The organism is Mesorhizobium sp. WSM1293 (assembly GCF_000513875.1).
GTDB classification, from domain to species: Bacteria; Pseudomonadota; Alphaproteobacteria; order Rhizobiales; family Rhizobiaceae; genus Mesorhizobium; species Mesorhizobium ciceri.
The window spans coordinates 307,925-329,795 of sequence record NZ_KI911320.1; the positions used below are offsets into that span (position 1 = coordinate 307,925).

Genomic DNA, 21,871 nt, shown 5'->3' on the forward strand with positions numbered 1-21,871 from the left:
CGAATTCACCCGAGGGAATTTTGATCGTGACTGAGGACCATTCCGCGAATGCCGGTACGGCAGAACCCGCGCGCTTGCCGCTCGAAGGCATCAAGGTTCTCGACCTCTCGCGTGTGCTGGCGGGTCCCTGGGCAACGATGAGCCTTGCCGATCTCGGCGCCGAGATCTGGAAGATCGAGAACATCGACGGCGGCGACGACACCAGGGCGTGGTCGGTGCCGAGCTACAAGGGTGTCTCGACCTACTATCTCTGCGCCAATCGCGGCAAGCAGAGCATCGCGCTCGACATGAAAAGCCCGCAGGGGCTGGCGATCGTGCGCGAGCTGGCGGCGAAGGCCGACATCGTCGTCGAGAATTTCCGCTCAGGTACCGCCGATAGGCTCGGCGTCGGGTTCAAGGAGCTGAGCGCGTCAAACCCGCGCCTGATCTACTGTTCGATCTCCGGCTACGGCCAGACCGGACCCGATGCCGGACGGCCCGGCTATGATTTCGTCATGCAGGCCGAAAGCGGCCTGATGGCCATCACCGGCGAGAGCAATGGCGAGCCGATGCGCGTCGGCGTCGCCATCACCGACATCGTCTGCGGCATGGTCGCCACTCAGTCCATCCTGGCAGCGCTTTTCGAGCGCGCGACAACTGGCAAGGGCCAATTCCTAGACCTGTCACTGATCGACTGTGCGCTCAGCCTGCTGATCAATGTCGGCAGCGGTTACCTTAACACCGGCCAAGAGGTCGCCCGCTACGGCAATGCCCATCCGACGGTCGTTCCCTATCAGATATTCGAAGCCTCCGATGGCAGCTTTGCGCTGGCGGTCGGCAATGACCGCCAGTTCGCGGCGCTGTGCGAGAAGGTCGTTGATCTGCCACATCTGGCTGGGGATGCGCGCTTCATCAAAGCAGGGGCGCGCGCCACCAACCGTGAGGCGCTGATCCCGCAACTAGCCGCCGTCTTCAAGACCAAGCCACGTGACCACTGGATGGCCACCTGTGCCGCCGCCAGCGTGCCGGCCGGCACGGTAAAATCGATACCGGAAGTCTTCGACAGTTCCAATGTGCGCGAGCGTGGCCTCGTCCAGACCTTGCCGCATCCGCATCTCGGCTCCGTCGCCATGGTGCGCCCGGCGCAGGGACTTGCCGCGCAGCTGACCGCGGACTTCACCGCGCCGCCGATGCTGGGCCAAGACACAGCTGCCGTGCTGGCCGACGTGCTCGGCTATAGCGCCGAGATCATCGACCAGCTGATCGGCACCGGCGCCGTCGGCGTCTATACGCCGGCCGCCGAACCGATCCCCGCCTGATCTTCATGGAGCCTGACGGGCCTTCGTCTCACATTGCAGGTCGACTGAATGGTTCTTCAAGAGGGCGAAGAGCCGTTCCTTGTTTTGGCGCAATCCCCTGGGGAAAGCGCTATGCGCTTTTCCCGGGAAACCGCTTCACCTTTTCTGGAATTGCTCGGCCGGCTACTTCTGCTGGCCGTAATTCTTGTAGCGCCCGCGAATGGCGGGGATCTCGCTGCCCTCGATGAGCACCGGCGTGCCGGCGCTGCGCGCCAAAAGGTACTGCCGCGCCAGGGTTTCCAGCTTGATGGTGCGGATGAGGGCCGTGTCGAGATCGCCGCCGAAGGCGATCATGCCATGATTGGCGAGCAGGCAAGCCGTGCGGTCCTTGAGCGCGACGACGGCAACCTTGGCCAGTTCGCTTGACGCGAAAAGCGCATAGTCCGAGCAGCGCACATCATCGCCGCCGAAGCCCGCCACCATGTAGTGGAACAGCGGCAGCGGTTCACGCAGGCACGACAGCGCCACGCAATGGTCGGGATGGGCATGCACGACGGCGCCGGCCTCGGGAAACGCCTTGTAGATCTCGGCGTGCATCTCCCATTCGCTCGACGGCCGGAACGCACCGTCCCAGGATCCATCGAGCTGCATCGCCACCATCTGCTCCGGCCGCAAGGCGCTTGTGGCTATTCCCGTCGGCGTGATCAGCATGCCGCCTGTCGTGCGCACGCTGATGTTTCCGGTGGTGCCGACATTCATCCCGCTGGCGTCCAGCGTCTGCGTCGCGGTGATCAGGCTCGTGCGTTCGATTTCGAGTTCCATCACGATGCTCTCCTTGCCGGTGGCCATGTGTCGATCGCCGGCGCAATAGTGCTCGGCCGTGTCATGTCTTGCAGAACGTCGGTGAAGATATCGGGGCCGCCGAGCTTTCCCGATTTCAGCATCAGCGCCAGCGGATCGGAGGGCCGGCCGGGGAGGTGAGCGATGGCGCGCGACAGTCCGGGGCCCTCATAGGCGCCCATGGCGATCCGGTCGATGCCGAGCGCCTTCACCACCGAACCGGCGGTCTCGCCGCCGGCGACGACGAGCCGGCGGACGCCGAGTTCGCGCACCAGAATCTGGGCAATCCCGGCCAGGATCTCTTCCGCCCTTGCCGCCACCATATCGCGGCCGTGCGCCTGCTGCAGCGCTTCGACGGTCGCTTGCGGCGCTGTCGTAGCAATGGCGATCATCGCGCCGGGCAAATGCCGTTGGGCGAAGGTACGCGCTTCGGCCATGACATCGGCGCCGGCAAAGGCGCTGGCAAGGTCAATCGTCAGCAGTGGATTGTTTTGCGCAAAACGCTCGAGCTGTTCGATGGTGCGGTCGGCGACGCTGCCGGCCAGCACCGCTGCCGGCCCTTCGACGGCCGGCAGGCTGGCGGCAACGAGATCGCCTGAATCCAGCAGCCCATGCGTGAGCCAGGCCGGTGGCAGATGCGCGGCGACTGAGGAATTGCCGGTCATCAGCGGCAGGTCGAAGGTGGCTTCCGCGATCGCCGCCAGATCGCGCTCGCGGATGGTGTCGGTGACCAGCAGCGTCTCGCCACGCGCGCTGTGTGCTCGTATAGCGCTTCGGATGGCTCCAGCGCCGGCATCGACGACGAGATAGGGCACCAGCCCGACCTTGCCCCTGCTCTGCGCCTGCAGCACGCGAACCAGATTGGAATCGGTCATCGGCGTCAGCGGATCGAAGCGCTTGGGCGACTCAGCAAGCAGCTGGGGACCGCCGAACATATGCCCCTGATAGACGGTGCGCCCAGTCTCACACAGCGCGGGGGCGAACAGTGTGACGCCGCCGCCAAGGCGCTCGAGCAGCGCTTCGGCGCAAGGACCGATATTGCCCGCGGGCGTCGAATCGAAGGTGGCGCAATATTTGAAGAAGATCTGCCGCGCGCCAGCTTCGACCAGCCGGTCCGCGGCCTCCAGCACCTGGCGCACCGCATCGCTGGCTGCGATGACGCGGGTCTTCAGCAGGATCACATGGGCAAGATTGCCTGATGGGATCGGCGCGTCCAGCCCGACCGTGCATCCCGTCGGAATGCCGCGCGCGACCAGCATCGACGCCAGCTCGGTGCCGCCGGTCAGATCGTCGGCAATGGCGCCGAACAGCAAGGAAGGCATCGACGCGGTCATGCGGCCCGTCTCATGTCTGCCGGTTTCGGGGCGGCTTGTCTCATGTCGGTGGTCAGGCCATTCGTGGTATCATATACACAAGCCACGCGACGCAGGCGACGCCTGCGCTGTTGCAAGAACGGAGAGCGGATGTGACTGCTTCTATCGCGCCGATCGCGCGCGACAATCTGACGACGCGTGTCTATGAGGAGCTTCGCCGTGCCATGATGGAAGGCCGTTTCTGGCCGGGCCATCGCTTCAAGATCCGCGACCTTGCCGCCAGCCTTCAGGTGTCTGAGACGCCGGTGCGCGAGGCGCTGATGCAGTTGGTGCGCGAAAAAGGCCTGGAGATGGAGGCCGGCCGTTCGATCACCGTCGCCCAGCTGTCGCTGGCTCAGTATCTGGAACTGCGCAGCATCAGGTTGCATCTCGAAGGCATGGCGGGTGCCGCGGCAACGACGCGCATCGAGCCGCGCGAGATCGACCGTCTGGCGGCGGTGCATGAGAAACTCATTGCCAACGAGGACAATGGCCGCTGGTTCGAAGCCGTCCGCGACAATTGGGAATTCCATCACTCGATCTACCAGGCGGCGCAAATGCCGGAGCTGCTGGCCATCATCGAGGGAATCTGGCTGCGCAACGGACCGCTGGTGAACTACCAGTACCCGCACGCCCGGCCGACCTATGACGGCCGCCACCGGCATCTCGACATTCTTGAAGCGCTGCGGGCGCGCGACGAGAACGGTGTGCGCAAGGGCATTCAGCAGGACATGATCGAAGGCGGCCGCCTGCTGGTCAAGGTTCTCGAACGGCTGAACGACGGCGCGGTCACGCCGGAGGAACTGCGCCGCGCTGCGCAGAACGGCCGACTGGTGTCGGCCACCGGCTGAACAGTTTGTTCCTTTCCACCGCATTGGCGCCGGTCACGCCACCTGCGCCGCGGCGGCCATGCCCGCATCGGCAGCCTGCAGGGCGAGATCTATATCTTTTGCGGTGTGCGCAGCACTCAGGAACATGTTGTGCCGGGGATGGAAATAGGCGCCTTCGCGCAAGGCGGCCGAGCAGAAGGCGTTGGCCAGCTTGAATTCGGCATCGCCGTCGAACAGCACCATCGGCATCGACACCGGACCTGTCTGTCGCAGCGAAAGACCATGCTTCTTCGCTGCAGCATCGAGGCCTGAGCGCAGCCTGTCGCCGGCCTGTGTCATGTGGGTGACGGCGTCGGTATCGCGCAGCGTGCTGATGGTGGCGATCGCCGCGGCCATTGCGACGGCGCCGTACCAGAAAGAACCCGTCACATAGACCTTTGTCGCGGCTTCGCGAAACCGGTCGGTGCCTGTGATGGCGGCCAGCGGATAGCCATTGGCGATCGCCTTCGAGAAGGCGGACAGGTCCGGCCGTACGCCGAGCGGCTCCCAGCTACCGGCGAGGTCGATGCGGAAGCCGGCGCGCACATCGTCGACGATCAATGCCGCATCGGCAGCGGTGGTGAGTTCGCGCGCCCGTTTGGCGAAGGCGGCGGTCGGCAGTTCCTGGTCGCGGGCGATGTCGTGCCGGAAGGCAGTGACGACGACAGCAGCGAGATCGTTGCCGGCCTGCTCGACGGCCGCTTCGAGGCTGGCGACGTCATTGTAGTCGAAATGGATCAGATGGGCGCGGTCCTCGGCGGTGACGCCGGCCAGCGATGGCGTGCACCACGGCACGGCGCCGTGATAGGAGCCGCGCGCGACCAGCACCTTGCGTCGGCCGGTGCCGGCGCGCGCGATCGTCACGCAGGCCGTGGTGGCGTCGGTGCCGTTCTTCTGCAGCATTGCCCAGTCGGCATGCGCGACCGTCTTGACCAGCAGCTCGGCCAGTTCGACCAATACCTCGCCGGGGCCGTTCATTGCATCACCGAGGCGACGCTGCCGGGCGGCAGCCTCTTCGACTGCTTGATGATGGTGGCCGAGAATGTTGGGCCCCCAACTGCACATCAGGTCGATGTATTCGTGCCCGTCGATGTCCCAGACCCGGCAGCCGTCGGCGCGTTCGAAGAATTGTGGATAGGCGGAGCCGAGATAGCGCGTCGCCATGTGTCCCCACATGCCGCCCGGAATCACCGAGGCCGCACGCTCGCGCAGCAACTGGTCCTTGGAGTTGATCAGGGAAGGCATGACGAGGTCTCCGCTCATTGATATATCATATATTGAATGTGATGTTGGAAGAACAGGATTTGCTGGCCTTCCGGGATGGAGAACAGGGAGGCGACTGTCGCCTCCCCGTATTGTTTTGCTCAGTGGCTGAGTTCTGCCAGCGGCAGGTTGCAGCAGGCGCTGTAGCGCACGCCCTTGACGTCCGACTTGTAGGCCAGGATCAGGTTCGGGCTGATCAGCGGCAGGATGATCCTGTCCTTGATCATCTCCTCGCCGGCCTGGTGCCACAGCTTGGAGGCCTCGTCGCCGCTTGCCGCAAGGGCTGCCTTGTAGATATCCGCTTCCTTCGGGTTGAGCACCGACGGGTCGCGCTCCGCGCCGGCACGGCGCGACCAAGGGCTGCCCTTCGTCATGGCGAAATAGTCGATGTATTGCGAGGTGCCGTAATAGTCCGGCGCGTAGAACACCGCCGTCATCGGGATGCCGTCGCCATTGACGCGCTCGCGCCAATTGGCGAAGGGGATCGGCTGCAGGTCGAGCTTGATGTTGATCTTGGCCAGATCCTGCTGGACCTTCTGCATCAAGAGCGAGAGATCGACGCCGTAGACGTTCATGCCGGGGAACGCCGCCTCCATCTCGAAGCCGTCGGCGTGTCCGGCCTTGGCCAGAAGTTCCTTTGCCTTGGCAACGTCATAGGGCTGCGCCTCGAAGCCCGAACCGCCGGGGAAGCCGAGCGGGATCGGCGCGCTGATCAGCTGACCCTCGGAGCCGATGGTGAAGTCGAGGATAGCAGGACGGTCGAGACCGAGCGAAATGGCCTCGCGCACTTCGGGCGTCAGCGGCACCTTGTTGGCCTTGGCGCCGGGCGACAGCGCCACATAGATGAAGTTGTAGGACGGCACGGTCTCGATCTTGACGTCGCTGCCGGTCATCGTCTTGGCCGTGTCCGGGTCGATCTGCATGGCGATATCGGCGGTGCCGCTCTGCAGCATCTGCGCCTGCGCCACCGCATCCTTGGTCTGGCGTATGACGACTTCGCTCAGCGCCGGCGCCGTGCGCCAGTACTTGTCGTTGCGCGCCAGCCGCAGTTCCGAATTGGGCTCATAGGATTTCAGCACGAACGGCGCGCTGCCGGCCGAATGGGCCAGGAACCAGGCCTCGGCATTGTCTGTCGTCGAGGCGTCCGCATCGGCCTTGGCGCCGGCTTCGGAAGCAACCTTGCTGTTGACGACCGCTGCGTAGGGCGCCGCCGCGATGTTGAGGAATTCGGAGCTCGGCGCGACCATCTTGACGACGACCGTATGCGCGTCCGGAGTCTCGATCGAGGCGACATTGTCCATCAGGAACGAGGCGCTGCCCTTGAGGTTCTTCAGCCGCTCCCAGGACCATTTGACGTCCTTGGCTTCGACAGGCGAACCGTCCGAGAATTTGGCGGCCGGGTCGAGCGTGAAGGTGAAGCTGCTCTGGTCGGCATTGCCTTCCCACTTCGAGGCGAGCAGCGGGATCAGCTTGTTGTCCTTGTCCAGCGTCAGCAGCGATTCGTAGACGCTGGAATTGTAGATCTGGCAGGTGTCGCAGAAGGCGCGGTGCGGATCGAGCGAATTGAGGTCGATGTTACGCGCGATGACCAGCGGCTTGCTGTCCTGCGCGAAGGTGGCAGGCGCCCAGAAGGCGCTGGTGGCCAGCAGCACGGCCGCCAGCATCGTCGCCCTGGTCTTGGCTCTTGGTAGGATCGTCATGTCCATTTCATTCTCCCATTTTCTTGTCAGATCTTTGTGGCAATGCGTTGCTCTATCCACCCACGGCAATGAGGGATTGAAGCGCGGCCTTGAGCTTATCAGCGCCGCCCAGTGCGGCGCGGTTGAGCGGGGCCGATACGACGGGAGCCGAGAGGCTTCCCGTCACATGCAGGATCTCGTGATCGAGATAGTCGAACACGCGATCCTGAATCTCTTGTGTCAGCCGTCCGCCAAGCGACAGTCCACGCTGCACCTGCTCGACGACGGCCACCCGGTTGGTCTTGCGGATCGAGGCCTCCACCAGCGGCCAGTCGAGCCCGGTCGGGTCGAGGCTGCGCAGGTCGATGATCTCGGCATCGACGCCGGTCTCCTCGACCACCTGCTTGGCGACGGCGACCATGCTGGCACTGGTGAGCAAGGTGCAGGCACTGCCCGGCCTGACGGTTTTCGCCTTGCCGAGTCGCACGCAATAATCGCGGTCATCCGCAGGCACAGGCCCTTCGCTCGGGAACAGTTCGACATGCTCGATGACGACGACCGGATCGTCGCATTTCAGCGCCGAATTCATCAGGCCGATATAGTCGAAGGGCGTCGTCGGGGCGACGATGCGCCAGCCGGGAAACAGCGCGAACAGGCCGGACGGATCGCCCGAATGCTGCGAGCCGTAGCCGGTGTGCGGCGAGACGCGCACCCTGACCACGATCGGCACCGCGAAGCCGCCGCCGAACATGTGGCGCACCTTGCTGACCGCGTTGAACAGCTGGTCGGCGGCAACCAGGCAGAAATCGCCGAACATGATCTCGACGATCGGCCGCAGCCCGCAAAGCGCTGCACCCAGCGCCACGCCGACAAAACCGTTCTCGGCGATGGGCATTGCCAGTACACGCTCCGGCCAGCGTTCCAGCGCACCCTTTGTGGCGCCCGAAACGCCGCCGCGCAGCCGGTGCACATCCTCGCCCATGATAATGATGCGCGAATCCTTTTCCATGGCGCGCGCGATGACCTCGGAGGCGGCAACCATGAACTTGACCGGCCTGGTATCGGCAGGCGGCACGTCCTCGATCTCGAGGAAGCGCTCGTCCTTGAGTTCGGAAAGATCGCCTCGTATCTGATTGTCGACGCCGCCTGGGTCCGGCCACAGATGGTCGGGAATGCGCAGCGCGTTGCCGCTCATCTCGGTGAGCGAATCGGCGGCGGTGTTGACCACCTCCATGACGCGCTGGTCGAGTGTGCCGAGGTCGGAAGCGTTCAAAATGCCCATCGACTTCAGGCGAGCCGCCATCGTGACCAGCGGATCGCGCGCTTTCCAGGCGTCTTCCTCGGCCCGCGTGCGGTAGCCGAATTCGCTACCCGGGCGCGCGCCGCTCTGATGCAGGAAGCGGTAGCAAAGCGCCTCGACCAGCACCGGGCCACCGTCTTCCTCGATCGCCCGGCGCGCCTCGCGCATGGCATGGTGGACCGCCACCACATCCATGCCGTCGCATTCGATGCCGCGAAAGCCGAGCATAGGTCCGCGCGAGGCCAGCCGCGTCTCGCGCGTCTGTTCGTTGATGTGCGTCGAGACGGCATAGAGATTGTTTTCGGCGAAAAAGATCACCGGCAGCCGGTAGAGCGCGGCGATGTTCATCGCCTCATAGGCCGGCCCCGCCATCATCGTGCCGTCGCCGAAAAAGGCGACCGAGATGTTGCCGGTACCGAGCAGCTTGTCGGCCAGCGCATAGCCGGCCGCATGCGGCAGGTTGCCGCCAATGATCGCGCTGGTGCCAGGGATGCCGGAGGCATCGTCGCGCATATGCATCGAGCCGCCACGGCCGCCGCAATAGCCTGACTTGAGGCCCATGATCTCGGCCATCAAGCCGCGCACCGAGCCCTGCATGTCCGGGTTGAAAGCGTCATGCAACGGGTCGAATCCGCCGGGCGTCTGTGCGTTGACAAGCTTGGCCAAGACCTGGTGATGGGCGCGGTGGGTGCCGTTGATGCGGTCGCCCGTACCGAGCACGGACATGGCGCCGACCGCCGTCGCCTCTTGTCCGATGCTGGCATGCGCCGGACCATGCACCAGCCCGGCATTGGCGAGATCGAGCACTTTTTCCTCGAAACGGCGGATGAGCAGCATCTGCTGATACCAGCGCACCAGGCTCGAAACCTCGGCGTCGTTCCAGTCCGAATCGTCGACGTCGAGCCGCAACCAGGGCGCCGATGGCTGGATCGATGTCTGCTGGACCATGTCAGCTATTTCCGTTCTGGTAGATGATATATCAAATATTTTCTCAGTCGATTGCGTCCGGGCACTTTTCCTGGGCACTGCACTGGCTTGCGGGCACCGCACGAATGGAATTAAATTTCATTTTCTGTGCGAAGCCGAGACTAAGCCGGGACGGCGGCGTTCCGCAAGAGGAATTTTGAAGCCAGTTTTCGAGCCATTCCGGCGACAAGCCCTGCACCAATTCACGGAGGGAGCGGCTCTGCAAATCAGGCATTCGGCTGGCGGATCGGCTGGGTAAGCGAGCGGCTAGCGATCGGCCTGATGCTGAAAAAACTGCAAAAACAATTCCCGCTCGGTGGTGATGTCGAGCTTCTCGTAGATGCGCCGGCGATGGTTCTTGACCGTGCCGACGGTGATGCCGAGGCGCTCGGCGATGTTGGCCGTCGGGTGGCCGGCGAGGATCAACTGAACCAATTCCCGCTCGCGCAGCGACAGCTCCGGCCACAGGCTGGCCGGGATCGTCGGCTCCTGCCGGGGCGAGGCGCCGGGGCCTGTCGGCGCCGACGTGCGGGAGAATTTGGTTCCGCGCGCCTTGATGTCGAGCGCATGCAGCGCCTCGAATACAGGCAACCGCTCGTCCAGCAAAGCGATCTCGCTGTCCTTGAACGACGTGGTCGAGCGGTCGAGGAAGATGCCGAGGCACCAGTCGCCGCCATCGGCAAGCATGATGCCGACCTCGTCGCAGATCTCCGACTGCGCCAGGAAGCCGGCAATGTACTGGCCGCGCTTGGCCTCGTCGTCGGCGAGCCGTTTCAGCGGCATGATGCCCAACCTGCGCTCGCGCCGCCACGAGGCATAGAACGGGTCGAACACGTAGTAATTTTGGAGATAGCGCCGGACCATCTCATCCGAGAAGCGCCGGTGCTTGATGAATTCGGGTGTCTGCGTCGCCGAATAGCGCGTCACCGTGACGAGGTCGTGGTCGATGTCGGCGCCGATCAGGTCGATCAGGCAGTCGACATGCCTGTCCGTGCCGATGGCGGCGATCGCTTTGGCGAGCGGCGCCCAGATATTGCCCATGCGCATGCCCTTTTCTCGGCGATGTCAGCCCAACCGTCATTGTGTCTTTAGGCATATGGCGCGAGGCCATCGAATGAATCTAGCCTTGCGTCAACCTAGACCAGATCCCGAGGCGACCGTGACCCAACCCAATCTCACCGCCCCCATCGTCGGCAACCCAATCGTGATCGGCATCGACGCCGGCGGCACCATGACCGACACGATCCTTGTCGATCAGGACGGCCACTTCAAGATCGGCAAGTCGGCGACCACGCCGAAGAACGAAGCCGAGGGTTTTCTGGCCTCGGCCGAGGACGCGGCGGATGCCTGGGGCATCTCGCTGGAATCATTGTTTTCAGGCGTCAACGTCGTGCTCTATTCCGGCACCGGCATGCTGAACACGCTGTTGTCGCGCACCGGTCGCCGGCTCGGCCTGATTACCACCAAGGGCCTCGAGGACATGATCCTGATGGGCCGCGGTCTGCAGGCCTGGGCCGACTATTCCTATGCCGACCGGCTGCATGCGGTCACCCACCATCATCCCGATCCGCTGGTGCCGCGCCGCCGCACCCATGGGGTCACCGAGCGCATCGACCAGTTCGGCGACATCGTGCTGCCGCTCTATGAGCACGAGGTTTCTGCAGCCGCAAAAAAACTGATCGCCGACAAGGTCGAAGCGATCTGCATCATGACCATCTTCTCGCACGTCAATCCGGTGCACGAGAAGCGCATCGCGGAAATCTGCCGCGAAGAGGTCGACAAGGCCGGCGCCGACATCATCGTCTACACCAGCCACGAGGTCCGCCCGGTCATCCGCGAGCAGTCGCGGCTGAACTCGGTCCTGATCGAGGCCTACGCCACCTCGCGCGGCCGCAAGCAGCTTAGGGGTATCGAGGACGTCTCGAAGAAATACGGCTTCAAATATGGCGTGCAGACGCTGCTCTCCTTCGGCGGCCTGACCTCGATCAACCATCCGCGCCTGCATGAAACCATGATCTCCGGCCCGATCGGCGGCATCCTCGGTGCTGCCTATGTCGGCAAGCTGATCGGCAATGATTCGCTGATCTGCTCGGACATGGGCGGCACCTCCTTCGACATGGGCGTTATCACGCGCGGCCAGACGCGGATCGAGAACGAGCCGCTGATGGATCGCTTCAAGCTCAACGTGCCGACGCTGCACCTCGATACGATCGGTGCCGGCGCCGGCATGATCCTCAAGGTCGATCCGCTGACCAAGAAAGTCTCGCTTGGACCGGAAAGCGCCGGCTCCGATCCAGGTCCGATTTGCTTCGCCAGGGGCGGCACCGAACCGACCATTGCCGATTGCGATGCGATTCTCGGCCGGCTCAACCCGCACTATTTCCTCGGCGGCAAGGTCGTGCTGCAGGTCGAAAAGGCCCGCCGTGCCTTCGAGGAAAAATGCGCCAACGTGCTCGGTGTCGGTGTTGAGGAGGCGGCAGAGGGCATGATCGACATGCTGGAGGCCGACGCCAACAACGCGCTGCGCCGCGTCATTTCGGGCCAGGGCATCCATCCCTCCGAGTTCACGCTGCTGTCCTATGGCGGCTCCGGTCCGCTGCACCTGGCCGGCTGTTCCAGGGGCATCGGCTTCAAGGACATCATCACCTTCCAGTTTGCGGCCGCCTTCTCCGCCTTCGGCTGCACCACGGCTGATTTCATGCGCCGGCATTCGGTGTCGACGCAGCACGACATCCCGTCACGCGCCGATGAGGCGACGCTGGCCGCCTTCGGCGTCAAGGTCACCACGGTCTGGAACGACCTGACCAAGGCCGCGGTCGACGAGATGATCGCCGACGGCCATGCGCGCGAGAAGATCAGGACCGTGCCGTTCCTGATGATGCGCTACACCGGCCAGCTCGAGGATGTCGAAGTCATGGCGCCGCTGGCTGAGGTCAACTCGGCCGACGACATGCGCAGGGTTATCGACGAGTTCGAGGCGGTCTACGCCAAGGTCAATCATCGCGTGTCGCGCTATGGCGAGGCCGGCTTCACCATCACCGAACTCGGGCTGATCGCCACCGCCGACAAGGTCAAACCGGTGCTGCTCAAGCGTCCGCTCGGCAAGTCGGATCCGGCTTCCGCGCACAAGGGCGTGCGCGAGGCCTATATCGGCGGACGCTGGCACAAGGCCAATCTCTACGAGATGGACCTGCTGCAGCCCGGTCACGAAGTCATCGGTCCGGCCATCATCGAACACCCCGCCACCACGCTCGTCGTTCATCCGCAGGACCGCGTCCATGTCGATGAATGGACGCTGCTGCACTACACCCACGCTTGAGAGGGCACCGCCATGTTGGACAAACCTGCTTCGGCCCTGCGCCTTCGCGAAAGACTGCTCGATTCCGAGCGGCTGATGGAAGAGACCGGCTGCTATGACGGCATCACGGAACTCACGCTGCGCAACCAGGATCCGCTGAAGTTCGAGACGCTGCACACCAAGCTGCGCGCCTATTGCGTCTCGGCTCGCGAAATGGCCCGCCGCATCTCGGCCTCGCCCGGCGTGCGCGAAGTCGGCGAGATGGTGGTCGCCATCTATACGCCCGAAGGCGACGCCATCGCGCTCTCCAACGGCATCATGGTGCATGTCCATACGATGAGCCGCTTCATCAAATGGATGATCAAGAACAATTACGAGGAAAACCCGAAAATCCGCGAAGGCGATATCTTCGCCAACAACGACGCCTTCATCGGCACCGTGCAGGTGCCTGATGTCATGGATGTGGTGCCGATCTTCCATGAAGGCACGCTGGTCGGCTGGGCCGGTGCCGTCTGCCACGAACTGGAAGCCGGCGGCATCACGCCGGGCGGCGATGTCTGCCTGGCGCAGGAGCGCTTCACCGAAGGCCTGTTCGTCTGCGCCGAGAAGATCGGCGAGAATGACGAGATCCGGCGCGACTACGTCATACGCTGCGAGCGCAATCTGCGCATGCCGATCTACTGGGTGCTCGACGAGAAGGCCAAGGTCGCCTCCTGCATCGACATGCGCGAAAGCGTCAAGCAGCTGATCTCCGAGATCGGCCTCGACTACTGGATGAAGGTGTCGAAGGAGTTCATCGAGGAAGGCCGTCGCGCCCAGCTCGCCCGCACCCGCCAGCTCACCGTGCCCGGCATCTACCGCGGCCACACGTTCTACGGCCATGTCACGGCGGGAAAGCCCGGCTTCCAGCTGCTCGGCGATCCCGACTGGCTCTACAACATCCCGATCGAGATGGAGATCACGTCAGACGGCAAGATCACCATGGACTTCGAGGGCACGCAGCCCTGGGGCTACCATTCGATGAACTGCACGCCGGCCGGCATGGATGGCGGCATGTTCGTGACGCTGACCCAGCACATGAATTTCGAAGGCCTGGTCAATGACGGTGCCTGGATGGCGACCGAACTGAAACTGCCGCACGGCACCTGGACCAATCCCGACAACGAGATGGTGGCCACCGCCACCTCATGGGCGCTGCTGCTGCCGGCCTACGGCGTTTTCCAGCGGCTTTTGTCGCGCAGTTTTGTCGCGCGCGGCTTCGTCGAGGAGGCCTTTGTCGGCCAGGTCAACAGCCCGATGATCGAGATGGGCGGCGAAAGCCAATACGGCACGCCGTTCGGCATGGCGCATTTCGAGTGCGCTGCCGCCGGGTCCGGGGCGCTCGCCATCAAGGACGGTCTCGACACCGCCTATGTCGGCTGGAACCCGGAATCCGACATGGGCAACATCGAGGTCTGGGAACAGTCGATGCCGATGGTCTATATCGGCCGTTCGATCGTGCCGAATTCCGGCGGCGCCGGCAAATATCGCGGTGGCTGTTCCTTCGTCTCGACCTGGCTGATCAACAAGACCTCACATCTGCGGCTCCACACCTCCGAGCACTCCTCGCGCGTGTTCGACAATGGCGGCATGTGCGGTGGTTATCCGGCGCCGACCTGCCAGAAGCATCGCGCGGTGCGCAACTCAGACATTCACGAACTGGCGGCAAAAGGCGAACCGCTGGCGCATTCGCCCGGCATCGACCCTGACGTCTCCGACTACGAGAAGAACATCGGCGGCGACCATGTCGTGGTCGAAGGCCCCTACATCACCTCGCCGCACAAATCCGGCGACATCTTCAGCCATTCCTACAATGGCGGCGGCGGCTATGGCGACGTGCTGGAGCGCGATCCGATCAAGACGGCATGGGATGTCGAGAACGGCTTTCTCACCCGTGAAGCGGCGGACCAGGTTTTCGGCATTGTGCTGAAGGACGATGAAGACGGTTATCCCGTCGCCGATATCGACGCCACGGTCGAACGCCGCGCCGCCATGCGCAAAGAGCGCCTGGCTAAGGCGATTCCGGTGGCGGATTGGATCGCCAAGGAGCGTGGCCGCGTCGGAAAGGCCGACTTCGCGCCCGAAGTGAAGAAAATGTACGCCAGCGCGATCAAGCTGTCGTCGCGCTTCACCAAGGAATTCAGCGATTTCTGGAACGTCGACGCCAAATCGATCTTCACGCCGGGAGCCAAGCCATGACGTCATACAGCAAGGAAGTCCTGGGCGATCTGGCCGCCGGCAAGCTGCCCTGGCCGCAGACAAGGCGCATCATGAGTGCCTACAAGGATGACGACCGTTTCTTCAAGATGGTTGCCGTCTATCAGGATCGTGTCGCCTGGAAGGACCCGATCCTGCTGCCGGTCTCGGACCATCTGTTCATCTGCCAGAGCGGCGATGAGCGCATTACCCGCTGCGAATGCGGCCACTCCTTCGGCGACTATCGGAAGAACTGGAAGCTCAACGCCGCGATTAACGTGCGCAACACCGAGGAGGCTTTGCGCGAGATCTATCCCAACAGCGATCTCCCTGATCCCGAATGGATGGAAATCCGGGAGTTCATCTGCCCGGAGTGCGGGACGCTGCATGAGGTCGAGGCGGCGGCACCCGGTTATCCCATCGTGCATGATTTCGAACCCGACCTCGAAGGCTTTTATCGCGAATGGCTGGGCAGACCGCTTCAGGGGTCCTGAACGCTCGTCGATGGAGGGCCGCGCCGCTGTGATTGCCAAATCCGGTCAGGACTGATTGCCTGCCCAAACGAAGCGGAGACCGTGCGCCATGAACAACCTTTCCGGCCGTAGCGCCATCGTGACCGGCGGTTTCTCGGGCATGGGCTTCGCCATTGCCACGGCTTTGGCCGAGGCTGGGGCCAATGTCGCCGTCGGCTCCTACATCGCGCCTGCCGGCGCCGACAGATCCGATGCCGCCTACTATCCGGCCGCCGACGAGATCGAGCGCGTGCGCTCGGCCCTTGCCGCTCATGGAACGAAAGTTCACGCCGCACACCTTGACGTTCGCGACAGCGACGTCACCAACCGTTTCGCGGCTGACGCCGAGACGGCCATCGGCCCCGCCGACATTCTGGTCAACGCCGCCGGCACCACCGCCGAGCAGCCGGTCTGCGGCCATTCCGACGCGCTTTGGGACAAGATCGTCGACACCAACCTGACCGGCGCCTTCCGCGTCACGCGTGCCGTGCTGCCGGGTATGATCGAGCGCGGCTGGGGCCGCATCGTCAACATTGGCTCGACGGCCGCCTTGGTCGGGTGGAAGGACAACCCGGCCTACTGCGCGTCCAAGGCCGGCCTGCTGGGTCTCACTCGCTGCGTGGCGCTGGAAGGGGCGGCGCATGGCGTCACCTGCGTCATGATCAGCCCGACCTGGGTCGAGACCGAACTGATGCGCCGCAATGTGGCGCAGGTCGTGGAGCGCGAAGGCAAGGGGCGCACGCCAGAGGAAGCGATGGCCGAGATCGCCAGGGGCAACCCGCAGCAGCGCCTGCTGCAGCCGCAGGAGATCGCCGCACTGGCCGTCTTCCTGTGCTCGGATCTCGCCAAGGGCATCACCATGGAAAACATCCAGATCACCGGCGGAGCGCTTTGGTAGCGCTCCAGCGGGGTGCTTGCGAAAGTCCAACTGACGGGGACTGAAAAGGACCAGTGTCTAAAAAGGCGCCGGCATCAGGCGGGGCGCTTCCGCTTGCGACGACCGCCTTAGGACGGATTTTTCGCACGCGCCCTGCATCTCGCATGTGCGAAAAGTTCTTTCGCATCTGCGAGAAAAGGTGTTTACTGCTCTTGTAGCACTCGCCATTCTCACAGGCTGACTCTAGATGAAAGTAGCCGGTCTTCGGCCATTCCTGATAGCAGTGTTGGCGGCAGCTGGGTTAAATGGGCTCACTGATCGCTGTGCGCTTGCCGGGGAATCGGAGTTGCACAGCGCGCGGCTGGTTGGTCGCTTTTTGGCGACCGGAACCCAAGCCACATTTGAATGGCCGGGAACTGCCATCGAGGTTGAATTCCAAGGGGCATGGCTCGACGTAGTGCTTGACGACACAGGCCGCAACAGCATGGTCGTTGATGTTGACGGTGCTGTATCCCGCCTTGACTTGAAGAAGGGCGAACACACCTACAGAGTCGTATCGGATACGGTGGCCGCCCGGCACGCCGTGCGTCTTGTCCGCCGAACCGAAGCGTCATTCGGCGCGACTGTTCTCAAGGATATCCGGACCGACGGATCTTTTCTGCCGCCGCAGCCGAAAACCCGCAGCTTTTTAGTCATCGGCGACTCCATCTCGGCGGGTTACGGCGTCGAGGGCAAGGACGCCAAATGCCGGTTTAGCGCCGATACCGAGAACCAGTACTTGACCTTTGCCGCAGTCGTGGCGCGCCGCTTTGGAGCAGACGTTACGACGCTTGCAGCATCCGGGAAGGGCCTTGTCCGCAATTATGATGGCAGCACCAACGCAACGATGCGCGACCTCTACACGCGACTGATGCCGTCACGTCCTGACCGGGAGCAACTGCCTGATACCAATGTCATTGTCGTGCATCTCGGCAGCAACGATTTCAGTGGTGGCGCGCGGCCGCCGGATTTTGTCGCACGCTACGCGGACTTGCTTGCCCAATTGCGCGCCAACGCGCCTGGCGCAATGATCTATGCCGGTATCGGCCCGATGCTTTGGGGCGCCGACCTCGATGCCGCGGTGTCGGCCGTGAACAAGGCCGTGGCGGTCCGTCGTGCCGCGGGTGAAAGAAAAATTGCTCTGATACGATTCGACAGTCCAGGAGGAGTTGCTTCACGCGGCTGCGACTCGCATCCAAATGAAATCGGCCAGGGTCATATGGCCGATGAACTTGAGGCCCGTGTGAAAGCGGACCTTGGCTGGGAAGAGACAAAATGACTGTAGCTTCGACGGTTGGCGTAGAATCACCAACGGTGCTGCCGGACAGCACCAATGTTCGTCGCAAGCTGCTCGGGCTCCAAGTTCTAAGGTTCGTCGCCGCTTTTGCGGTGGTATTGTTCCATATTGGAAGCGGTTTTCAAATAGAGTTTGGTCTTAAGGAAAATATCTTTGGGTTCGGAGCGTCAGGCGTTGATATATTCTTCGTAATCAGTGGATTTATAATCGCTTACACCACCGATGAGGCCAAAGGCGCCTGGCAATTCTGTCGCCGCCGCATAGTTCGTATCGTTCCGCTCTATTGGACGCTGACGGCAGGTATCGTGTTGATTGCGCTGATGAAACCCGGTCTGCTGAATTCGACCGTCGTGAGCGGCGAAACGATCCTGAAATCACTGTTCTTCATCCCGTTCGAAAAGGTCGACGGTTCGATTCAGCCGCTGCTCTTTCTCGGCTGGAGCCTCAATTATGAGATGTTCTTCTATGCAATATATGCTGCGTGCATAGCTTGCGGCCTGCGCGGCCCACTGTCGCCATCCATGTTCATAGTAGTTCTCGTGGCGATGGGTCAATTCATCCAGAGTGAAAACGTCGCTTGGCGCTTTTATACAAATCCGCTGATGCTGGAATTTGTTTTTGGCATCTTACTTTACCTGGCATATGTGCATAGTGCGAAGCTTTTCGTGGGACGTACGTGGCTTATGCTTGCGATTTTCGTGGCGACAATAGCCATTCGGCAAATGATACCTGATTTGCCCTGGCTTCTGGCGAACGGCGTCCCTGCCGTGGTTTTAACCGCCGCCGCTTTGTCTTGGTCGCCCCCCCGGACGCGCGCGATAACATTTCTGGTTTTGCTCGGAGATGCATCATACTCGCTCTACCTCTCGCACCCCTATGTGATCCAGCTGGCGAGCAAACTGCTACCGCATCAGTCGGGGCTGATGGCGCAGGGGCTGGCCGGCATCGTGGCATGCGCGCTGTCCATAGCGGTATCCATTGTCCTTTATACAATGATCGAGCGACCCGCGCAGGCTCTCTTCAATGGCTTGGCAGCCCGTAGGCAAGCCTCCTCGACGCTCAGGAAAACCGAAAATCATATCTGACTCGCGATGGGAACAGGCCGCCCACTGCCTCTGGATTTGTGACGGATCGCCCCTGTTCCAAGGTGCGACGACTCGGTATCCGCCGCTTGGCCAATTCGCGTAAGATAAGTTGACCGGATTTGCCATTGAGCGCCGGGCGCGATAGGTTATATTGCACTGCACAATGGAGAAGCCGTTTATTGCACGCCCATGTCTGCGAAAAATCCGGCCGGCTCATGGCTTGCCGGCACTGGGTCGTGTCGGCGGGACTCTGAGATGAAGATTCCAAAGTCCCTGCTGGTCGATCCCGAGAAGAACTCGGTCTATGGCGCCTTTGCCGTAGCCGTCTCGATCTGGGCGTTTTCCTATTCGTTCATTTTCGGCCAGGTGCTGATCCTGGCCTACTACGCGGTCTGGCTTCCACTCGTCCTGGTCGACTACCGGCGGTTTCTGCGGCATCTGTCCAGCGCCTGGCTGCCGCTGCTGTTTGCCGCCTATGTCTGCTTCTCGATTTTCTGGTCGGTTGCGCCGGGCATCACGGCAAGGACGGCGTTCCAATATCTCTCTCATATCGCTTGTGCCTATATCGCGGCGCGCACCGTCAGCGTGCGCGCATTGACGATAGGCGCCCTGGTCGGGATTTTCTTCATCCTGCTGTATTCGTTGCGGGTCGGCAATTATTCCGACGATGTTCTCGACGGCACCTACAATTTCGTCGGCGCGTTTGCCTCCAAGAACCAGCTCGGTTTTGTCGCCTCGCTCGGCATATATTTCAGCGTGGTGTTCCTTGCCTTTTACAGGCGCGGCCGGCTGAGCCTCATGCTTACAGCGCCTCTCATTCTGCTGTCGGCCTATCTGCTATTCGTCTCGCATTCCGCCACCTCGATGGCCTCGATACCGGCGGTTCTGGCGCTGGTGACGCTTCTTGCGATGAGCAAAATTTTGTCACGGCGCTACCGCCGGGTGATTTTCCTGATCGGCGCCGGTCTGCTGGTCGTGACTGCCTTTGTCGCCTTGAATCTCGGGCTGATGGACTTCGTCCTCGGCCTCTTCGGCAAGGATTCGACGCTCACCGGACGGACCTATCTGTGGGAGCAGGGCTGGAATGCCGTGCAGAAATCGCCGATTCTCGGCGTCGGCTATGCCGCCTATTGGGTGCAGGGCTTCGCCGAAGCCGAGCGGCTGTGGAACGAGTTCTACATCACCACCCGCACCGGCTTCCACTTCCACAACACCTATATCGAGGCTCTTGTCGAACTCGGCTTCGTCGGAGCGACGCTGGTATCGCTGATCGTGCTGCGCACGCTCTACGGCCACGTGTCGGCGGTGGTCTTCAAGACATGGCGGGCCGAGCCGGTGATCCTCGCCGGCGTGATGGTGCTGCTGCTGATTCGTTCCTTCGTCGAGGTCGAGATACTCAACCCCTATTTTACGGGTTCCTTCTTGATGTACTACAGTTTCTTCAAGCTGGCGCGGCTGCCCGTTACTACCCGCACGCGGCGGTCGCAGGCGCCGGCGGATGCGGCCACGGGTGAAGCTGATTGGCCCCGGCATGCCGGCCGTCCGGCGGCCGCTGGGTCGTCATAAGCAATCAACTCGCGGGTTGAAGTCAGGGCAGCGGGAAGCCTTCGCCTGGCAAGCATGGTGCTCAGCAAAAATCCGCCCCTCACGGGACGGATTGAGATGCTGGATGGTATCGGGCTGTGGGCTACTGGCTGGCCAGCGGCGCCAGCTTGACCTTGATCACATCGCCAGGCAGCACGAGTGTGTCTTCCTTGGCGGCGATTTCGCTGGTCTTGCCGTCGATATTGCGCACCAGTGAATAAAGCAGGGCGGGCTGCTCATCATTTGTCATGGCGGCCACAGTCGCGGGATCGGTAGCCTGGGCTATCAGGCCTTTCTGCATATTCGCCTTCAGCGCGGCTTCGTTCAGGTCGGCTTCGGTCTGCTGCCGGGCGGTAGCGAGGTTTGAACTCAAGGTGTTCTGGGCATCGATGGCGTCCTGCTTCGCCTTGCTGATCGACTGCTTGGCGGTGAGGATGGCGGTTTCGTAGTCCAGGATCTTGCCCTGCAGGTCGGCAACCGACTGGCGCGAATCCAGCAGTCGGGCGTTGGCGATCAGGCCTTTCTGCGCTAGCTGGCCGATGCTGGCGAGCTGCTGCTGCGCCAAGTCGACCTGCTGCTGCTGGTTGACGATCTTCTTCTGCAGCGATTCGATCTCGGATTCCAAAACCCCTTTGAGATCGTCGAGCGCTTCAAGCTTCAGCTTCAGCGCCTTTTGGTCCGCTGTCAGGATAGTCATTTCGTCCGCGACGATGGCTGGCAGTCTCGGATCGCCCTCGACCTCCTTAGGCACGTCGAAACTGGCCTTGCCGGCCATATCCGCGTCGATGCGGGCGCGCCTGACGATCAGCCGAATGCGCTGGTCGTCGGAGACATCGAAATTGCCCTTGGCGGTAACCAAGTCCTTGCCGAGTTGAGGTCCGTAGTCGGCGTTTCGCCGGATGCCTCCGGCGACGCTGATGGCCTTCAACACTGTCAGGTCAGGCACATATGGAAACTGGCCGGGGTTCTGGACTTCGCCCGAAATGTAGAATGGCCGGAACTGCGCCATCTCGACCGAGGCTTCCGGTCTGTCTGACAAAGCGAGTTTTTTCTGCAAAGCCTCGCCGATCGCCGTTGCGATTTCGGACGTGGTCTTGCCGGAGGCCGGCAGTTCGCCGGCGAACGGCACCGACAGCGTGCCGGATGGACCGACCGTGTACTCGCCATTCACCGCCGACCAGTCACGGAATGTGCCTTCCACGGTCTGCCATTCGGCGACGCGGATGGTGAGCTTGTCCTGCGAGCCGAGGCGATAGTCGCCGGCGGCGGCGATGTGCGGGACGACGAGGGCCATGGCAAGGCATGTGGCCAGCAAACGCGCCCGCCGCAGGCGGCCGGAAACCGGGCCGCCGCGAAAGGCTTCGAACAAATCTGTTTTCAACTCAACGTTCCGATCCG

16 protein-coding genes are annotated in these 21,871 nt (G+C 62.6%); 9 read left to right on the plus strand and 7 right to left on the minus strand.

All coding sequences use genetic code 11. The annotated features are described in order from the left end of the window. The first annotated feature begins 26 nt into the window (after positions 1–26). Positions 27–1,298 carry a CaiB/BaiF CoA-transferase family protein gene (locus M729_RS01000000136410; RefSeq protein WP_032809937.1) on the plus strand — a complete coding sequence of 424 codons (1,272 nt, stop codon included), beginning with the start codon at positions 27–29 and terminating at the stop codon, positions 1,296–1,298. 162 nt (positions 1,299–1,460) lie between these two features. On the opposite strand, the gene M729_RS0134110 is transcribed toward M729_RS01000000136410, so the two are convergent. Together M729_RS0134110 and otnK are read right to left on the minus strand one after the other, a co-directional pair. Further along, positions 1,461–2,099: a class II aldolase/adducin family protein gene (locus M729_RS0134110; protein ID WP_027164251.1), complete on the minus strand. Its 639-nt coding sequence runs from the start codon at positions 2,097–2,099 to the stop codon at positions 1,461–1,463. After that, entirely contained in the window at positions 2,099–3,451 is a 1,353-nt protein-coding gene (gene otnK / locus M729_RS01000000136415; protein ID WP_050596412.1) for a 3-oxo-tetronate kinase, read from the minus strand. The genes M729_RS0134110 and otnK overlap by 1 nt, the downstream gene beginning before the upstream one ends. A 131-nt stretch (positions 3,452–3,582) precedes the next feature. On the opposite strand from otnK, the gene M729_RS0134120 reads away from it, so the two are divergent. Continuing rightward, positions 3,583–4,320, plus strand: a complete 738-nt coding sequence (locus M729_RS0134120; protein WP_013528131.1) for a GntR family transcriptional regulator — start codon at positions 3,583–3,585, stop codon at positions 4,318–4,320. Between the two features lie 33 nt (positions 4,321–4,353). Here M729_RS0134120 and M729_RS0134125 read toward each other — a convergent pair whose 3' ends face one another. The 4 genes from M729_RS0134125 to M729_RS0134140 all read right to left on the minus strand — a co-directional run bounded on the left by M729_RS0134125 (position 4,354) and on the right by M729_RS0134140 (position 10,593). After that, entirely contained in the window at positions 4,354–5,583 is a 1,230-nt protein-coding gene (locus M729_RS0134125; protein ID WP_082827525.1) for an aminotransferase class III-fold pyridoxal phosphate-dependent enzyme, read from the minus strand. A 119-nt stretch (positions 5,584–5,702) separates the two neighbouring features. Continuing rightward, positions 5,703–7,265, minus strand: a complete 1,563-nt coding sequence (locus M729_RS0134130; RefSeq protein ID WP_167355196.1) for an ABC transporter substrate-binding protein — start codon at positions 7,263–7,265, stop codon at positions 5,703–5,705. 88 nt (positions 7,266–7,353) lie between these two features. Continuing rightward, on the minus strand, positions 7,354–9,528 hold the full coding sequence (locus M729_RS0134135; protein ID WP_027164254.1) for an alpha-ketoacid dehydrogenase subunit alpha/beta: 2,175 nt from the start codon (positions 9,526–9,528) through the stop codon (positions 7,354–7,356). 285 nt (positions 9,529–9,813) lie between these two features. After that, the gene (locus tag M729_RS0134140) at positions 9,814–10,593 is read right to left on the minus strand and encodes a LuxR C-terminal-related transcriptional regulator (protein ID WP_027164255.1); all 780 of its coding nucleotides are present in this window, start codon (positions 10,591–10,593) and stop codon (positions 9,814–9,816) included. 112 nt (positions 10,594–10,705) lie between these two features. Between M729_RS0134140 and M729_RS0134145 the strand changes: the two genes are divergently transcribed. The 7 genes from M729_RS0134145 (at position 10,706) to M729_RS0134175 (ending at position 20,455) form a co-directional block, all read left to right on the plus strand. Next, the gene (locus M729_RS0134145; protein ID WP_084652801.1) at positions 10,706–12,865 is read left to right on the plus strand and encodes a hydantoinase/oxoprolinase family protein; all 2,160 of its coding nucleotides are present in this window, start codon (positions 10,706–10,708) and stop codon (positions 12,863–12,865) included. A 12-nt stretch (positions 12,866–12,877) separates the two neighbouring features. Then, positions 12,878–15,082, plus strand: a complete 2,205-nt coding sequence (locus M729_RS0134150) for a hydantoinase B/oxoprolinase family protein (RefSeq protein WP_027164257.1) — start codon at positions 12,878–12,880, stop codon at positions 15,080–15,082. After that, positions 15,079–15,573: an acetone carboxylase subunit gamma gene (locus M729_RS0134155; RefSeq protein ID WP_013528124.1), complete on the plus strand. Its 495-nt coding sequence runs from the start codon at positions 15,079–15,081 to the stop codon at positions 15,571–15,573. The genes M729_RS0134150 and M729_RS0134155 overlap by 4 nt, the downstream gene beginning before the upstream one ends. An 88-nt stretch (positions 15,574–15,661) precedes the next feature. Further along, the gene (locus M729_RS0134160) at positions 15,662–16,489 is read left to right on the plus strand and encodes an SDR family NAD(P)-dependent oxidoreductase (RefSeq protein WP_027164258.1); all 828 of its coding nucleotides are present in this window, start codon (positions 15,662–15,664) and stop codon (positions 16,487–16,489) included. Positions 16,490–16,715: 226 nt separating this feature from the next. Next, positions 16,716–17,786 carry an SGNH/GDSL hydrolase family protein gene (locus M729_RS1000000136735; protein WP_081714202.1) on the plus strand — a complete coding sequence of 357 codons (1,071 nt, stop codon included), beginning with the start codon at positions 16,716–16,718 and terminating at the stop codon, positions 17,784–17,786. After that, positions 17,783–18,889: an acyltransferase gene (locus M729_RS0134170; RefSeq protein WP_024501842.1), complete on the plus strand. Its 1,107-nt coding sequence runs from the start codon at positions 17,783–17,785 to the stop codon at positions 18,887–18,889. Before M729_RS1000000136735 ends, M729_RS0134170 begins: the two co-directional genes overlap by 4 nt. Before the next feature lie 255 nt (positions 18,890–19,144). Beyond that, positions 19,145–20,455 (plus strand): O-antigen ligase, encoded by a 1,311-nt coding sequence (locus M729_RS0134175; RefSeq protein WP_024501841.1) that lies wholly within the window; start codon positions 19,145–19,147, stop codon positions 20,453–20,455. A gap of 121 nt (positions 20,456–20,576) precedes the next feature. Here M729_RS0134175 and M729_RS0134180 read toward each other — a convergent pair whose 3' ends face one another. Next, entirely contained in the window at positions 20,577–21,842 is a 1,266-nt protein-coding gene (locus M729_RS0134180; protein ID WP_027164259.1) for a polysaccharide biosynthesis/export family protein, read from the minus strand. Between the last annotated feature and the right edge of the window lie 29 nt (positions 21,843–21,871).

Coding starts and splice junctions, on each gene's coding strand:
- M729_RS0134175 (WP_024501841.1), top strand. CDS start 19,145: ATGAAGATTCCAAAGTCCCTGCTGGTCGATCCCGAGAAGAACTCGGTC.
- M729_RS0134155 (WP_013528124.1), top strand. CDS start 15,079: ATGACGTCATACAGCAAGGAAGTCCTGGGCGATCTGGCCGCCGGCAAG.
- M729_RS0134150 (WP_027164257.1), top strand. CDS start 12,878: ATGTTGGACAAACCTGCTTCGGCCCTGCGCCTTCGCGAAAGACTGCTC.
- otnK (WP_050596412.1), bottom strand. CDS start 3,451: ATGACCGCGTCGATGCCTTCCTTGCTGTTCGGCGCCATTGCCGACGAT.
- M729_RS0134170 (WP_024501842.1), top strand. CDS start 17,783: ATGACTGTAGCTTCGACGGTTGGCGTAGAATCACCAACGGTGCTGCCG.
- M729_RS0134125 (WP_082827525.1), bottom strand. CDS start 5,583: ATGCCTTCCCTGATCAACTCCAAGGACCAGTTGCTGCGCGAGCGTGCG.
- M729_RS0134135 (WP_027164254.1), bottom strand. CDS start 9,528: ATGGTCCAGCAGACATCGATCCAGCCATCGGCGCCCTGGTTGCGGCTC.
- M729_RS0134110 (WP_027164251.1), bottom strand. CDS start 2,099: ATGGAACTCGAAATCGAACGCACGAGCCTGATCACCGCGACGCAGACG.
- M729_RS1000000136735 (WP_081714202.1), top strand. CDS start 16,716: ATGAAAGTAGCCGGTCTTCGGCCATTCCTGATAGCAGTGTTGGCGGCA.
- M729_RS0134130 (WP_167355196.1), bottom strand. CDS start 7,265: ATGCTGGCGGCCGTGCTGCTGGCCACCAGCGCCTTCTGGGCGCCTGCC.
- M729_RS0134160 (WP_027164258.1), top strand. CDS start 15,662: ATGAACAACCTTTCCGGCCGTAGCGCCATCGTGACCGGCGGTTTCTCG.
- M729_RS0134140 (WP_027164255.1), bottom strand. CDS start 10,593: ATGCGCATGGGCAATATCTGGGCGCCGCTCGCCAAAGCGATCGCCGCC.